We start from the raw sequence: 15,477 nt of genomic DNA on the forward strand, positions 1-15,477 counted from the left end.
AGGAATCAGGGCTCTTTTTGTATTCTTAGGTCAGCCGCACCGTCTGGCAGGCTATTAATTAACGGTGATTTTTATCTGATTTATGAGCCTGCGGGCTGTCCATCAGAGACATTACACTGTAATCTTCTTCTGGGTAAAGGGAGAATGCATCGGCGATGAGCCAGCTTCCATCCTCTGATTTGACCATATAGTACATCCCTGTCAGATCGCCTTCAATATCTGACTCTTCGGCATGAACAATAGCGGTATTCCCATCATACTGAACGACATTAATAGAAGAAGCGGAGAGATCATAGTCTACCTCGTTCAGATAGCCGGTATCAAACAATTGTTGAAGACTGCGATAAATCCATGTGGACTGATCATGTGTTGACAATACGAGGTCTGCATCCTTGTTATTGTATCCATCATACTGAGCTTGCAGTGTTTCTTCGATACTTGTTTGATCCTCTGCAGGAACGGCCGGTGTCTGACCGATCAGGTCCAGTGCATGATAATAATTGTAACCTGGAATTTCATCATTCAGCTTCAAGCTTCCATCTGATGATTCGGTCAGGAACAGCCACAATTCATCTTGAGTGAGGTCGAAGAAGAATGGACCTCCGGTCCAAATTTCGGTACGGGTGACTGAGGCAATAATTTCGCCATCCTCTGCACCAACAATCTCGAGATTGGAATAAGTCGTCGTTCCTTGTGACTTGAATAACTCCGTATAATATTCCACGAAGTAATCATAGCTGTATGATTCAGAATCGAGCATAGATTTAATCTTATTCAGGTTACGTTCGTTTTCCGCGTTGCCGAAATCCGTAAGGAAGGCATCTACCTTTTGCTGGGTCTCTTCTTCTCCAGCTGAGGTAGAAATATGAATTGTTTTGCTGTTTTGATCCCAGGACACATTGTAGCCTGTAGCTTCAGCAACGAAACGGAGTGGAATCAGCGTGGTGCCTTTCTCTATGTAAGGTGCGGCAGGAAGGCTGGTTCTTTGACCATCAATGTGGGCCGTAGTCTTACCGGCGTAGAGCTGAAGCTTCACTTCGCCGTTGTCTGCGTTGATGCGTTTCTCTGCATTGTTCCATTTCACCGAGTAATCAAACGCCTCGAATAGTGCTCGGAAGGGAACAAACGTTACCCCTTTCTTGATGGCAGGTGTCACAGGGAACGTCATTAATTCATCGTCCAGGTATACCTTGATTTTTGGTGTTGTTGCGGCTGCGGATACGACTCCACCCATCATGGAGAATACCATTAGGAAAGCGAGTGTTAGCAGGCCTAGCTTCTTTTTGAACATGTTGTCAACCCCTCTAAGTTGTACATTATTTTGCTATAGGAACAGCAGACTTCCTGCCCCAAAAAATATTGGAAATGTTCCCATGCGAAACCATATTACTCGGCTTGGAAAAGTTAAGCAATACAGGTGGAAGAGATTTACCAAGGTAATTATATACAATAGTCGAATAGCTCTATTAAGCGAAGTGAACGCGGCTGTCAATGATTTGTTACAAATGTGCTCGAAAGTTCAGGAAAGTCATGGTACAATAAATCGTTCATTTGAGAAAGCAGGTTTACGTAATTTGTGGTTTTGGGGTAATAATACAAAAATATCTAATCATGATTCCTAGAAGGAGGGCTTATAGGGATGTCTTTCGGCGCTCGGGTGTTAAAGACCGGGATTGCAGTAACTCTAGCTTTATATATAAGCATGCTGCTGAACATTTCCCAGTCACCTGTGGGTGCGGCAATTGCGGCCATTTTTGCAATGCAGCCCTCTATATACCGATCCTGGCGATACTTTCTTGATCAAGTGCAGTCAACGACGCTTGGCGCCATCGTTGCGCTGATCGGAGGGATGGTGTTCTCCAATGAACCCATTGCTGTCGGATTGGCTTGTATACTGGTCATCAGTATCTGTCTTAAGTTAAAAATGGGCGACACGATCGGTCTTACGCTCGTCACGGTTGTTTCTATTATGGAGGCCTCTGGGGACTGGCATTATGCAGTGGACAGATTCATTCTGACGCTGATCGGTATCGTGTCTGCATCGGTAATCAACGTCACTGTCTCTCCGCCGAAGCCGAAGCTGCAATTTGTGATGCAGATCAGAAGTGTGTTTGACCGCATGTCCTTGCTGCTCAGAACCTCTATATCGGATGAGATTAAAGAATCGGTGTTTCGTGATGAGAAGAATGATCTTGAAGGTCAAATCAAATCCCTTGTTGACAAATATCATCTGTTTGAAGAAGAACAGCAGAAGCTGAGACGGGCGAAGTTCAGCTCAACGAGGCAGATGGTCGTCTATAAGCTGATGTTATCTAGTCTTCAAAAAGGCTTTGCAGTGCTGGATGCGGTGGATCGACACTATTTTCAGGCGGAACGATCAGACCGAACGGATCAGTATTTCGATGAGCATCTGGAGAAATTGATTAAATTCCATGAGCATGTCCTGCTCAAATTTGAAGATAAGCTTAAGCCCAATGAACGGGAAGGCGAAGAGCTGGTGCGCACCAATGTGGAGTTCATGGAATCTGCGATCGAAGGCATTGATTTTGAGCGGGAGGGAATGCTCCGGCTGTCGATCGTTGCAGCAGCAATGTACGATTATGGTTATCAGCTTGAACGTTTAAATCGCTTGGCTGACCATATTCTAGACTCCGAAGAAACGAAGGATAGCTCGGAGGGGCTGTCAGCGTGGCTGAAAAAATAAAGATGTTTTGTAAAATGTACACTTGCACGGACGAAGTAAATTCGTTTATGATCTTTACAAAATCTAATTCGGGGTAATTTAGTAGACTTTGTGCTGGATCATCATCCTGAATACTTATAAAGAAGGTGTGTTCCGTGGAGAAAAAGGTGGATGTCATTATTATTGGTGCAGGAACCATGGGTCTTAGCAGCGGCTACTATCTTGCGAAGTCAGGCAAATCCGTATTGATGCTCGATGCTTATGAACCGCCGCATACGCAAGGTAGCCATCATGGGGATACACGATTGTTCCGCTATGCATACACTGGAGATCTCGTATACAATGCAATGGCAGTAAGAGCCCACGAACTGTGGAATCAGCTGGAACGAGAAAGCAGCAGTACCTTGTTAATTCCTTCAGGTGTGCTAAATATATCTCCTGATCATGACCCGTTAGCCGAAGAGAAGTGGAATAATGCACTTGCCTTTAATCTTTCGGTAGAACGACTCAGCACGATGGAAATTAAGCACAGATGGCCGGGCTTTCATTTGCCAAAAGGATATTCTGGAATTCTCGAACGCAGGGCAGGCTATCTGTTGACGGAGCCTGTACTTCAGGCTTATAAGGGATTAGCCGGTCAGCATGGTGCAAGACTTGTTACAGGTGCCAAGGTCCGGCACTGGGAACCCTCAGGCTCAGGATTTATCGTACATACGGCGACAGAGAAGTACGAAGCAGAACAGCTTGTAATTACGACAGGCGCCTGGGCTTCTGAAACGGGAGGATCGATTCAGCCGCCTGTTGCAGCGGTCAGACAGGTCATCGGATGGTTTGAGGCTCCTAAGCTGTTCGATGTATCGCACTTCCCTGGATTTACGCTCGATACAGAGAACGGACTATATTATGGGTTCCCCAGCAAGGATGGCTCTGGATTAAAGATCGGCCGCCATGATTGGGGAACGGCTGTAGATCCGAATGCTCCTCTGCTTCCGTTTCAGGCAGGCGGAGAAGATGAGGAAATTCTTCGACAGGCGCTTCAGAAATATATTCCGGAAGCGAGCGGTAGACTCCTTCGAGGAGCAGCATGCAAATATGAGAATACACCAGATGAGGATTTTATTATCGATTATCACCCTGAGCATAAGGGAGTGGTGCTGGCCTGTGGTTTCTCTGGACATGGATTTAAGTTTGCCAGTGCTGTAGGGGAGCTCATTTCCCATCTTGTGAACGGCGATTCCATTCGTTATAATTTGTCCGCTTTTCGATTAGACCGTTTCTAATCCTTGCAAGATTCTGAAGCAAGAGCCTGAACTTATACATGTTCATTTGCATGATATCCATTGATTGGCTACAATAATAGAACAGCCCGGGCTACTAAGAAAGTTGCCCGGGTTTGTTCTTGTTGTTTGGTTTTTCTGATAAAGAGTATGTGATACTTTGCTTAACACCGGAAGATTGAGAATGCAATATGGGGGAAAAATATGAATAAATATATAACAATTCCTGCACCCTTACTGAAGCTGCTGGATGGAGAACACCTTTCGTCTAAACAGAATGAAGCATTCATGCTGCAGACGGTAACGGAGGATGGCTGGCCGCATACAGCAATGATCAGTGTCGGTGAGATTGTAGCAATAGATGCCTATACACTAAGGCTGGCATTATGGTGTGGTACGACGACTTCTCACAATATGCTTCGCAGCGGCAAAGCCGAACTCGTTATTGTGTATGCAGAACGAGTCTATTATCTCAAAATGGCCGTTAAGCCGCTTGCTCCATTAAGATCTGCCAAACATGAAAGAGACAGGTTCACTGCGCATATTCATGCGTTAAAGATAGATCAAGCCAAATATGCTCATATTGAAGCAGGTATTCGGGTTCAGCTGATAGACCCAGATTCCGTAGTTACACGATGGATGGAAACGGTGGAAGAGCTGAGGATGGACTAATATATTGGTTAAAATGAATTCAATAATATGAAGAAGGAGCGGATCACTTGAGTACGGACAAGGAATGGCAACTCGAACAGGCTAGAGTGGACGAAGTTACAGAACAAATTCGACAATCAATTAACAAGCTTGAGGGTGAAGTAGGTTCTGTTCGCGGAGAAGTGGTTGAGATGCGAAAAGAATTTTGGGATGAAGTCACCATTAACTTTAGTGAAGCAGATGATGTCGGTGAGACTTCTACGAACTTAAGACAGCAATCCGAGGTGCTGTCAGAGCGGGAACGGAGCCACAAAAATGCATTTAATGCACTGAAAAAGCTCAATAAGCTGGAAGGGAATCCCTATTTCGGTCGTATTGATTTTGTGGAGAAGGGAACGGATACAGCAGAGCCTATATATTTAGGAATTGCATCCTTTTTATCAGAGCAGGAGAATGAATTTCTTGTCTATGACTGGCGTGCTTCGATATCGAATCTGTATTACGACGGGGCACCGGGGCCATCTTCCTATCGAACACCATCGGGGGTTATCGAAGGAGAGATCACGTTAAAACGGCAGTTTACCATTCGTGATGGAGATATCAAGTTCATGTTTGATACTGGGGTTACCATAGGCGATGAGTTATTGCAGGCTGTACTCAGTCAAAGCTCTGATGCTTCGATGAAAAGTATTGTGGCCACCATTCAGAGAGAGCAGAACCAGATTATTCGAAATGATACAAGCCGTTTGTTAATCGTTCAAGGTGCAGCGGGCAGCGGAAAAACATCGGCAGCGCTGCAGCGTGTCGCCTATCTGCTCTATAAAGATCGGGAATTTCTGAAGGCGGATCAAATGATTCTGTTCTCTCCGAATCCGATGTTTAACAGCTATGTATCCACCGTATTGCCTGAGCTTGGCGAAGAGAATATGCTGCAGACGACATTTCAGGAGTATTTGGAACGAAGAATCGGCAAAGAATACCAGCTTGAGGATCCCTTTGTGCAGCTGGAGTATGTCTTATCCCAACCTGACGATCCTGGTTATGAAGCTCGAATTCAAGGCATTCAGTTCAAGTCCTCACCTGAGTTTCTCGATTTGATTCTAAGCTATAAGAATCGGCTGGCACAGACAGGAATGATGTTCAAGCCCCTTCGTTTTCTTGGGAAAGAGGTCATTTCGACACAGCAGATCACGCAGAAATTTTATGAATTTGACAAGGGGATTCGAATTGCGAGCCGGCTAGAGCTTCTCAAAGAATGGATGCTGAAGGAGCTTGCTGCCTTTGGTAAAGGCGAACTTACCGCGGCGTGGGTAGACGAACAGATTCAGCTGCTTGGCACAGAGGACTATCACCGGGCCTATCAAAGATTACGGCGGAAGCAGCGAGGCAAGCAGGATACATTTAATGATTTTGACGTGGAAAGAGATATATTGGCCAAAATGGTGGTCTCCGATCGTCTTAAGCCCCTTCGCAAATGGGTCAAAGCAACGCGGTTTGTTGATATGAAGGGACTGTACCAAGCCATATTTAAGGAAGCAGGGGTGTCTTGTGGAGTTGACCGTTCACGTCTTCCGGCCGCATGGGATGATATTTGCAAATTTACGATTGATAAAATAAACGCCCAGGAGCTTGCATATGAGGATACGACTCCGTTCTTATATCTAAAAGATTCATTATTAGGATTTCGTGTGTTTACGAATATACGCCATGTCATTGTGGATGAAGCTCAGGATTATTCCCCATTCCAGCTTGCCTTCTTCAAACAAATGTTCCCACGTGCGAAGATGACCGCGCTAGGAGATTTTAATCAGGCGATCTATGCTCATTCATCCGTACTTAGTGGGACAAGTGAGCTGAGAGATATCTATAGCACGGACAAGGCGGAAGTGATAAGGCTCACGCGCAGCTATCGTTCAACGAAGGAAATCGTAGAATTTACAAAGTCATTGCTTCCTGACGGAGAGGCCATCGTTCCATTCAATCGTGAGGGAGAGAAGCCTTACGTATATGAATTCGGAAAGCGAGATGAGATGGAGGAAGCCATGGTATTGAAGCTTGAGGAGCTTCAGTCGCAAGGATACGAGTCCATCGCCGTTATTTGTAAGTCTGCAGGTCAAAGCCTTAAGGTATATGAACGTCTTCACGGCAAGCTCAGCACAGTGCCAAAACTGATTAAGAAAACGACGCTTGGTTTCGAAAAAGGAGTACAGGTCATTCCGGCATACCTGGCAAAGGGCGTTGAATTTGATGCAGTCATCATTTATGACGGTTCGGCCAAAGCTTATTCAAGAGAAAGTGAACGAAAGCTATTCTATACAGCGTGCACGCGTGCGATGCACTTACTGTACATTTACTCCAAAGGTGCAGTCAGTCCGTTTGTATCAAAGGTAGATTCTCAGCTGTATCAGCATGAATTGGAGTATTCAAAGTAACCTTTTAATAAGATATCAAATTAGCATGGTCAATGTACTAATCCGGCAGCACATTCTCATAAGTGAGAGGTGCTGTTGTTTTTTTTAGAACAAGGATCAAATTGAATAGGATTACATATAATGAAAGATTATAGGGAGGGCGATGTAAGGAAACGGTGGTTTTCCAGATCATTTCCTGTTGAATCTTGAACTCTTAAGTCAATTATGTTTACATGTGACGTTCAGGCTACTATAATCATAAACAATCTACTTTTTTTACGGTGAATGGGGGAAGTTCGAATGATAATAAAACAATTTGCAAGACCAGCATTGGCTGATTGCGTGAAAGAACTGGTGGAGACAGCTCGAGGGGATCTAAAGGCTTCTCTTGTGATTCAAAACGGGTCTTTGGTCAACGTTGTTTCAGGCGAAATATTGCAGGGCATGTCTGTTGCTGTACAGGGCTCTCGCATTGCATACGTAGGCAAGGATGCTTCCCATACCATTGGACCGGACACAGAAGTTATTGACGCCAGCGGGCAGTATATTGCACCAGGACTGCTTGATGGTCATTGCCATATTGAGAGTACGCAATTAACTGTGGCAGAATTTGCTAGAGCCGTCCTTCCATTAGGAACGACGGGTGGATTCTTTGATGCGCATGAAATATCCAATGTGCTTGGCCTGAACGGTCTTAAATATATGCTCGAAGAGGCGAGAACGACTCCGCTCGCTGCTTATATGCAGGCACCCTCCTGTGTGCCATCCACGAGCCCTGAACTCGAAACGACGGGAGCCTATATCGGACCTGACGAGGTGGCAGAAGCGTTAAGCTGGGGCAATGACATGATTGGCTTAGGGGAAGTAATGAATTTTCCGGGTGTCGTATACGGCGAGGAAAAGATGCTTGGAGAAATAGAAGCTACACTGCGCGCGGGTAAAGCGGTGGACGGTCATTTTACCTGGGCAGCGGATGATTGGAGACTGCCTGTATATGCTGCGGCAGGTGTAACCGGAGATCATGAATGTGTAACCAAAGAGGATGTACAGGAAAGAATCCGCCTGGGCATGTACGCCAAAATGCGGCAAGGCTCAGCCTGGCATGATGTAGCAGAAACGATTAAGGCCTCAACCGAGCTCGGGCTTGATACAAGACGGATGATGCTCGTGACGGATGATCGGAGCTCAGAATCCCTGCTGAATGAAGGGCATATGAATTACGTTGTGCGTCTTGCTATTTCCCAGGGCGTCAAGCCGGTGACGGCTTTTCAAATGGCGACGATTAATACGGCAGAGCGGTTCGGCGTCCAGAGAGATGTGGGTTCAATCACACCGGGCTCGATCGCAGATATCATTCTATTGGATGGAAGACTCGCTGATGTGAATGTGCATACAACCATTGCGGCAGGTCAAGTCGTTGCGAGGGAAGGGAAAATGGCGGCTGCCTGGGATAAGTATCAGTATCCTCAAGATGCACTGGGGACCGTTCATTTAGAGGCTGATATTCAGGCAGATCATTTTGTAATTAATACACCTGTTAATGAGGGTGAGCTTAAAGCTCGCATTATACAAGTGACAGAAAATCATGTAGAGACGAAGGAAGTGTTCAAGACCGTCCAAGCAGAATCAGGCCAAGTGATATTAAGTCAGGATCAGGATGTATGCAAAATCGCTGTGATTGAAAGGCATCATAGAACAGGCAACAAGGCAGTAGCGCTTGTTAGTGGAGTAGGCTTTAACCGGCCTGCTGCGATTGCCATGACGGTCGCACATGACAGCCATAATCTGATGGTGATCGGAACAGATGATCATCTAATGGCTGATGCGGCTAACCGAGTCGTGAATATGCAAGGCGGGGTCGCGGTGGTAACACATGAGGGAACGACAGAATTTCCGCTGCCGATTGCAGGTCTAATGTCTCCGGAGCCTTTTGAGATCGTAGCCTCGCAGTCTGAATCCATCAGCCAGGCACTAAAGGCCGCTGGGTGCTGCTTGAACAATGCGTTCATGACTTTGTCATTATTGGCACTGGTCGTTATACCTGAGCTTCGGCTGTCCGACAAGGGACTTGTTCGTATCTCTGCAAACGGAATTGAGCTCGTTCCATTGTTCGAACAATAATGGATATACCCTAACTACATTGAGAATATCTGAAATAGGTAAGTGGACATCTGTCTACTTGCCTATTTTTTCGTTTGAGTGAAACAAAAATGGTCCAAAATCATTAAATGAGCATAAAGTCCTATAAATTCCTTTCATATTTCTCCGAAAATAATAAAGTAATACTTTCGTCCTTCAAAAATTGTCGAAAAGTAAGACTAAGGTAATCGAACAATGAGACAAATGGACGGGGTTGTATACGAATTGGAGGCAAATTTGTTGAAAAGCAAAGACGCAAAGCCATGGGTCTAAGGTAAGTCTAATGACTTATGATGACAGCCGGTTGCCGATTTATTAATGGAGAACGGGCAGGATATAAGGCACCGTTCCTAAAATCGAAGGAGTGTACATAAGAGATGTGGAAGAAAACAGGGAGAGCAGCGGCGGTACTGCTGGCTGCAGCAATTATGGCGGGATCAATTACAGGGGGAGCAGTGGATGTAGAAGCTACAGCCTACTCAAGTAAACAAACAGGAACATGGCTATGGGATACAACTCAAATCAAAAGTGAGCCCGACAAGATACTGGATTTTGCAGAAGCGCAGGGGATCAATGCCATCTATTTGCAAATAAACAGAGATGTGGCTGTACCGTATTATAAAGATTTTATCAGCAAGGCTTACGCGGAAGGAATTGAGGTCCAAATCTTGGACGGCAGACCTGCCTGGGGGCTATTATCAGGTCGTGAAGGATTAATGAGCTTCGTGGAGTGGATCGAAGCCTATCAGAATGGAGCCGAAGAGAATGAGCGGTTCTCGGGAATACATGTGGATATTGAGCCCCATGTGCTTGCAGAATGGAAGTCAGATCGTGACAGCGTTGTTACTCAGTGGCAGTCTAATGTAACGTATCTAACGAATGAAGCAAAACGTATGGAGATGAAGATCACAGCAGATATCCCTTTTTGGCTTGATAACTATACCGTGCCTGGCGGGGACATGAAGATTAGCAGCTGGATGATTCGCCAGTTCGATGCTGTCGCTGTTATGGCATATCGGGATACAGCAAGTGCTATATACAATGCCGCAGCCAGTGAACTGAAGGAAGCGTCTGAGCTGGGTAAGAAAGTATCCATCGCCGTTGAGACGAATCGAAGCAGCGAGGGGAATTTTATTACCTTCTACGAAGAAGGCTGTGAATACATGCGAGCAGAACTGCAAGAGCTTGAGCAGATGGCAAATGAGCATGATTCTTATATCGGGATTTCGGTTCACGATTATGGAAACTGGTCTAAACTAGCGAGTCGTTAATTGTAAACAAGGGTGATCTGGTAAGAGCTAAGAGTTCTCACCAAGTCACCCTTTTTTTGCTGCAATTATACAGAAACCGGCTCCAGTGAAATTTGTTCAAAAAATTGCTTGCGGTATTGGGAAGGCGTCATCTTTTTTTGTTTTTTGAACAGGGTAATAAAGTAGCTTAGATTGTCATAACCAACTTCCATCGCAATATCAACAACTTTATAATTTGTATTTTCCAGCAGCTTGCATGCTCTTTGGATGCGGTAATGATTAATATAATCGATTGGGCTCTTCTGGACCATTTGTTTAAAGAAGCGGCAGAAATGTCCCTCGCTCATATTAATGTGTTCGGACAAGTCCTTCAGCTTAATGGGCTCACTATAGTGATCATGGATATAGCCGAGAGCTGTCTTCAGACGTTCGATCTTATCTGGACTGCCGGCGGCAATGTTATTCCCTAAATCTGCTGCCTGCTGCATATAAGCGAACATTTCTGCAAGAATCAGATACAGATGTGCCTTGGTCGATATTTCCATCGTCGGCTTCATTTGCTCATGCTCTTGCAGAATCAGATCGATATGTGTAAGGACCGATTTGCCCCAATCCGTATGACGTGAAATATGGCGGGGAGGGAGCAATTTCCGCTTCAATATAGGGTCCATCATTTTCTCCTGCAGGGAATCAAACGAGGCGCTCGACAGCCAGGCTGGGTCAAATACGATGGCTGAGAAGACACAGCGCTCCTCCCCCTGCAAATATCCCGCATGAATTTCGCCGCTGCCTACGAAGATCGCATCTCCTGCTTGTGCTTCGTAAATATTCATATCAATATGGAAGACAGCAGAACCGCTTTCAATAAGAATCAGCTCCATTTCATCATGCCAATGACAATCAAGAATGCTGTCTCCATTGAGCTGGTCTACTGACGGATAGACACTAACAGGGAACATAGGGTTGCCATGTACGCGATTCTCTCTCAATAATTCTTTATTCATTTCACCAAGCTCCTTGTGCATTCTTCTTCTATATAATAGGAGAAAAAAGCTTCTCTGATTGAAATCGCTTCCATAATATGTGCGTTATGTTAATATAAAGTGACAACTAAGATGAGAGTATATCAAAATATTGATACTATTCATCAAAATAACGTAAGAAAATCAAATAAAATATCAATATTATTATAGTATAACCGAAGGGGGAAAGAAAACATGAAATTTACTGATGGATTCTGGATGACTCGTGAAGGGTATCATATTCAAAACCCAACTGATATTCGTGATATTGTACAAAAAGATAATTCTCTAACCGTTCATGCGGCTACTAAATATATTCGCACCAAGGGTAACACTTTGAACGGTACATTGCTGAAAGCAACTTACAGTTCTCCTATGCCTAACGTAATCCGTGTAACATTGAACCACCATAAGGGCAGAGTGAAAAAAGGTCCTGAATTCGAGCTTTTGAATCAGGATACAAATGTTGAAATCTCTAAGAACGAGCAAGGCGCTGTACTGAAGAGCGGTAATCTGGAAGTTCAGATTGACAAAACAAACGGCTGGGACATCAGCTTCCTATATGGCGGCAAGCGGATTACAGGCAGCGGTCATAGACAAGCTGGTTATATTACAGGGCCGAACAAGGAAGCATACTTCCGTGAGCAGCTGGATCTGGGCGTTGGTGAATACATTTATGGTCTTGGAGAGCGCTTTACTCCATTCGTTAAGAATGGACAAATCGTTGAGACATGGAATGAAGATGGCGGTACAAGCAGTGAGCAATCCTACAAGAACATTCCATTCTATCTATCCAACAAAGGCTATGGTGTGTTTGTAAACCATCCTGAACGTGTATCTTATGAGATTGCGTCAGAGAACGTATCCAAGGTTCAATTCAGTGTTGAGGGAGAGACTTTGGAATACTTCATCATCGGCGGTGACAATCCGAAGGATGTGCTTGACAACTATACGAAATTGACAGGTAAGCCTGCACTTCCACCAGCATGGACATTTGGTCTGTGGCTGACGACTTCCTTTACAACAGATTATGATGAAGGAACGGTAAATCACTTTGTGGACGGTATGGCTGAGCGTGATCTACCTCTCTCCGTATTCCACTTTGACTGCTTCTGGATGAAGGAATATCAATGGTCTGATTTCGTATGGGATGAGGAGATGTTCCCGGATCCGGAAGGCATGATTAAGCGTCTCAAAGATAAAGGACTTAAAATCTGTGCTTGGATTAATCCATATATCGCAGAAAAATCCTATTTGTTTGATGAAGGTATGGAAAACGGATATTTGGTCAAAACAGCGGACGGAAGCGTATGGCAATGGGATATGTGGCAAGCTGGTATGGCTCTTGTTGACTTCACAAATCCAGATGCCGTTAAATGGTATAAGAGCAAGCTGGAAGTGCTGCTTGACCAAGGTGTAGACTCCTTCAAGACAGATTTCGGTGAAAGAATTCCGACAGATGTCGTTTACTTTGATGGTTCGGATCCGGTCAAAATGCATAACTACTATACTCAGCTGTATAACAAAGCAGTATTCGAGCTGCTGGAAGAGAAGCTTGGCAAGAATGAAGCTGCATTATTCGCTCGTTCTGCAACAGCAGGCGGTCAACAGTTCCCTGTTCACTGGGGCGGTGATTGCTCCTCGACTTATGAATCCATGGCCGAATCACTTCGTGGAGGATTGTCGCTTGGATTGTCCGGGTTCGGTTTCTGGAGCCATGACATCAGCGGCTTCGAGAACACAGCAACTCCAGATGTGTACAAGCGCTGGGTTCAATTTGGACTTCTGTCCTCCCACAGCCGCCTGCACGGCAGCACATCCTATCGTGTACCTTGGCTCTTTGACGAAGAATCTGTGGATGTTGTACGCGACTTCACGAAGCTTAAGATCAGCCTGATGCCTTATCTGTACAATTCTGCCCAAGAATCGACTGCACGAGGCATTCCGATGATGCGTGCCATGATGCTTGAGTTCCCAGAGGATCCTACAACCTACAGCCTGGACACTCAATATATGTTTGGCGACTCCGTACTGGTTGCACCGATCTTTAACAAAGAAGGCGATGTCACTTACTATCTCCCTGAAGGAACCTGGACTAACTTCCTTACAGGAGAGAAGATTCAAGGTGGACGTTTCGTACGCGAGAATCATAGCTTCCGCACATTGCCAATGATGATCAAGCCGAACAGCCTGATCGCAGTGGGCGCGGTAAATGATGTAATCGAGTATGACTATGCTGAGAATGTTTCCTTGCATTTGTTTGAGCTTGGCGAAGGAAATCAGGCAGAGGCGAATGTAGTAAGCACGCGTTCTGAACAAGAGCTGAATGTGAAGGCCGTTCGTTCTGGAGACAGTATTGAAATAACGACAGAAGGAACAGGCAAAGCCTGGACACTCGTTCTTCGCGGTATCCATGAAGTATCTGCCGTACAAGGCGGAACGGCTGCAAACGGAGAGCATGGTGTTATCGTGACTCCTGACGCATTTACTGGCAAACTGACAATTACACTATAATCATTTCAAGAATACGGCGGTGCCACTGGCACCGTCTTTTTTTTGTACTTCAGATACTCCTTCAATACACTTCATGTTTACTGGTTCCTGGTTTTAGAGCACGTATAATTTTATTATGAAACAGCCACATTAACATAGTCGCAATTAGATAAACCTCACATGATGCTGTGCTTCTTGGCAGGCACTTATTGCATTTTCAAACTTAATAAAGGTGGGTAAACATCCGATGGAAAACAAGAAGCTTGATCTGGCAGCACTTTCATCCATTCCTCTGATTATGACTTTGGGTAATTCAGCATTAATCCCGATCCTGCCGCAAATATCCAGAGAGCTTAAAGTGTCGACCTTTATGGTTAGCATGCTCATCACTGTCTATGCAGTCGTGGCCATTATATTAATTCCCATTGCAGGGTATTTGTCGGATCGGTTTGGCCGTAAGGCGGTCATTATTCCGAGCCTTATCATCGCTGCTCTCGGAGGGGCTGTATCAGCTGGTGCTGCCTGGTGGCTGACGAATGGTGCAGCGTATTGGGTCATCCTTGGCGGCAGGCTATTACAGGGCGTCGGAGCTGCCGGAGCTTTTCCCATTGTGATACCGCTGGTCGGAGACATGTTCGAGGATGAAGAACAGGTAAGCAAGAGCCTGGGTATTATTGAAACTTCTAATACGTTAGGGAAAGTGCTTAGTCCTATCATTGGTGCAGCTCTTGGGGTATGGCTCTGGTATGCACCATTTTTGATGATTCCCGTTCTGTGCCTAATCTCAGTGCTCCTTGTCATCTTCTTGGTAAAAAGTCCGGGCACCAAAAAGGAAGCGCCTTCTTTCCGGGAGTTTATCGGATCTTTAAAAGACATTCTCGCTGAGAAGGGGCGCTGGCTTTATGCCATTTTTGCTGTAGGCTGCATTTGTATGTTTGTTATATTTGGGGTGCTGTTTTATCTGTCCGAGGTGCTTGAATCCCGATACGATATCCATGGAGTAACCAAAGGCTTTATCCTGGCAATTCCGTTAGCCGCTCTGTGCCTGTCTTCTTATTGGAGTGGGAAGATGATCGGTAAGCATAAAAAGCGCATGAAATGGATCGGCTGCTTCGGATTGATCCTAATGACGGCATCTCTTGTTGTCATGGGCTTCTCAAGCCAGATATATTATGTCATCGGTGTATTTACTGCCGGTGGAATCGGCATAGGGGCTGCGCTTCCCTGCTTGGATGCGCTGATTACCGAAGGGATCGAAGAGGAGCAGCGAGGGACGATCACGGCATTGTTCAGCAGTATGCGGTTTATCGGGGTGTCCTTAGGTCCGCCCGTTATCTCGATTCTGCTGAATACATCGCATTTTATCCTATTTATGACGCTTGCCGCTGTGGGCGCAGCAGGTATTCTGCTTACCTTGTTTGCCATCAGGCCCTCAGAGGATAAGGGCGATACGAATGGCAATAGCAAAAAGTCCAAAAATGTGCATTACCGTTTAGGCGGAAAAAGCATGGTCAGAGTGAAAAGAAAAGTTTAAATAGCATAAAACAGCCT

General features: G+C 45.3%; 10 protein-coding genes and 1 riboswitch. Of the genes, 8 read left to right on the forward strand and 2 right to left on the reverse strand.

Annotation, left to right across the window (positions count from 1 at the left end):
* Window positions 1–58 precede the first annotated feature (58 nt).
* Window positions 59–1,291: a copper amine oxidase N-terminal domain-containing protein gene (locus PUW25_RS09065; protein ID WP_047909805.1), complete on the reverse strand. Its 1,233-nt coding sequence runs from the start codon at window positions 1,289–1,291 to the stop codon at window positions 59–61.
* A gap of 348 nt (window positions 1,292–1,639) precedes the next feature.
* Here PUW25_RS09065 and PUW25_RS09070 point away from each other — a divergent pair, with 348 nt between their 5' ends.
* The 6 genes from PUW25_RS09070 to PUW25_RS09095 all read left to right on the forward strand — a co-directional run bounded on the left by PUW25_RS09070 (window position 1,640) and on the right by PUW25_RS09095 (window position 10,432).
* Window positions 1,640–2,704, forward strand: a complete 1,065-nt coding sequence (locus PUW25_RS09070) for an FUSC family protein (protein WP_047909804.1) — start codon at window positions 1,640–1,642, stop codon at window positions 2,702–2,704.
* Between the two features lie 134 nt (window positions 2,705–2,838).
* Window positions 2,839–3,963 carry an N-methyl-L-tryptophan oxidase gene (solA, locus tag PUW25_RS09075; RefSeq protein WP_081872146.1) on the forward strand — a complete coding sequence of 375 codons (1,125 nt, stop codon included), beginning with the start codon at window positions 2,839–2,841 and terminating at the stop codon, window positions 3,961–3,963.
* A 201-nt stretch (window positions 3,964–4,164) separates the two neighbouring features.
* Window positions 4,165–4,632, forward strand: coding sequence for a hypothetical protein (locus PUW25_RS09080; RefSeq protein ID WP_047909803.1), 468 nt, complete (start codon window positions 4,165–4,167; stop codon window positions 4,630–4,632).
* A 47-nt stretch (window positions 4,633–4,679) separates the two neighbouring features.
* Window positions 4,680–7,043 carry an RNA polymerase recycling motor HelD gene (gene helD / locus PUW25_RS09085; protein ID WP_047909802.1) on the forward strand — a complete coding sequence of 788 codons (2,364 nt, stop codon included), beginning with the start codon at window positions 4,680–4,682 and terminating at the stop codon, window positions 7,041–7,043.
* Between the two features lie 279 nt (window positions 7,044–7,322).
* Window positions 7,323–9,143, forward strand: a complete 1,821-nt coding sequence (gene ade, locus PUW25_RS09090; protein ID WP_047909801.1) for an adenine deaminase — start codon at window positions 7,323–7,325, stop codon at window positions 9,141–9,143.
* Between the two features lie 238 nt (window positions 9,144–9,381).
* Window positions 9,382–9,473, forward strand: a riboswitch (cyclic di-GMP riboswitch).
* Window positions 9,474–9,538: 65 nt separating this feature from the next.
* On the forward strand, window positions 9,539–10,432 hold the full coding sequence (locus PUW25_RS09095) for a hypothetical protein (protein WP_047909800.1): 894 nt from the start codon (window positions 9,539–9,541) through the stop codon (window positions 10,430–10,432).
* Window positions 10,433–10,497: 65 nt separating this feature from the next.
* Here the strand turns inward: PUW25_RS09095 and PUW25_RS09100 are convergent, their stop codons facing one another.
* Window positions 10,498–11,415 (reverse strand): helix-turn-helix transcriptional regulator, encoded by a 918-nt coding sequence (locus PUW25_RS09100; protein ID WP_205053390.1) that lies wholly within the window; start codon window positions 11,413–11,415, stop codon window positions 10,498–10,500.
* A gap of 213 nt (window positions 11,416–11,628) precedes the next feature.
* On the opposite strand from PUW25_RS09100, the gene yicI reads away from it, so the two are divergent.
* Entirely contained in the window at window positions 11,629–13,947 is a 2,319-nt protein-coding gene (gene yicI / locus PUW25_RS09105; protein WP_047909799.1) for an alpha-xylosidase, read from the forward strand.
* A gap of 226 nt (window positions 13,948–14,173) precedes the next feature.
* Window positions 14,174–15,460, forward strand: coding sequence for a bacillibactin exporter BcbE (locus PUW25_RS09110; protein ID WP_047909798.1), 1,287 nt, complete (start codon window positions 14,174–14,176; stop codon window positions 15,458–15,460).
* The last annotated feature ends 17 nt before the right edge of the window (window positions 15,461–15,477 follow it).

Origin of the sequence: Paenibacillus urinalis (assembly GCF_028747985.1) — a bacterium.
GTDB classification, from domain to species: domain Bacteria; phylum Bacillota; class Bacilli; order Paenibacillales; family Paenibacillaceae; genus Paenibacillus; species Paenibacillus urinalis.

Coding starts and splice junctions, on each gene's coding strand:
- PUW25_RS09065 (WP_047909805.1), bottom strand. CDS start 1,291: ATGTTCAAAAAGAAGCTAGGCCTGCTAACACTCGCTTTCCTAATGGTA.
- PUW25_RS09070 (WP_047909804.1), top strand. CDS start 1,640: ATGTCTTTCGGCGCTCGGGTGTTAAAGACCGGGATTGCAGTAACTCTA.
- PUW25_RS09080 (WP_047909803.1), top strand. CDS start 4,165: ATGAATAAATATATAACAATTCCTGCACCCTTACTGAAGCTGCTGGAT.
- ade (WP_047909801.1), top strand. CDS start 7,323: ATGATAATAAAACAATTTGCAAGACCAGCATTGGCTGATTGCGTGAAA.
- PUW25_RS09095 (WP_047909800.1), top strand. CDS start 9,539: ATGTGGAAGAAAACAGGGAGAGCAGCGGCGGTACTGCTGGCTGCAGCA.
- PUW25_RS09100 (WP_205053390.1), bottom strand. CDS start 11,415: ATGAATAAAGAATTATTGAGAGAGAATCGCGTACATGGCAACCCTATG.
- yicI (WP_047909799.1), top strand. CDS start 11,629: ATGAAATTTACTGATGGATTCTGGATGACTCGTGAAGGGTATCATATT.
- PUW25_RS09110 (WP_047909798.1), top strand. CDS start 14,174: ATGGAAAACAAGAAGCTTGATCTGGCAGCACTTTCATCCATTCCTCTG.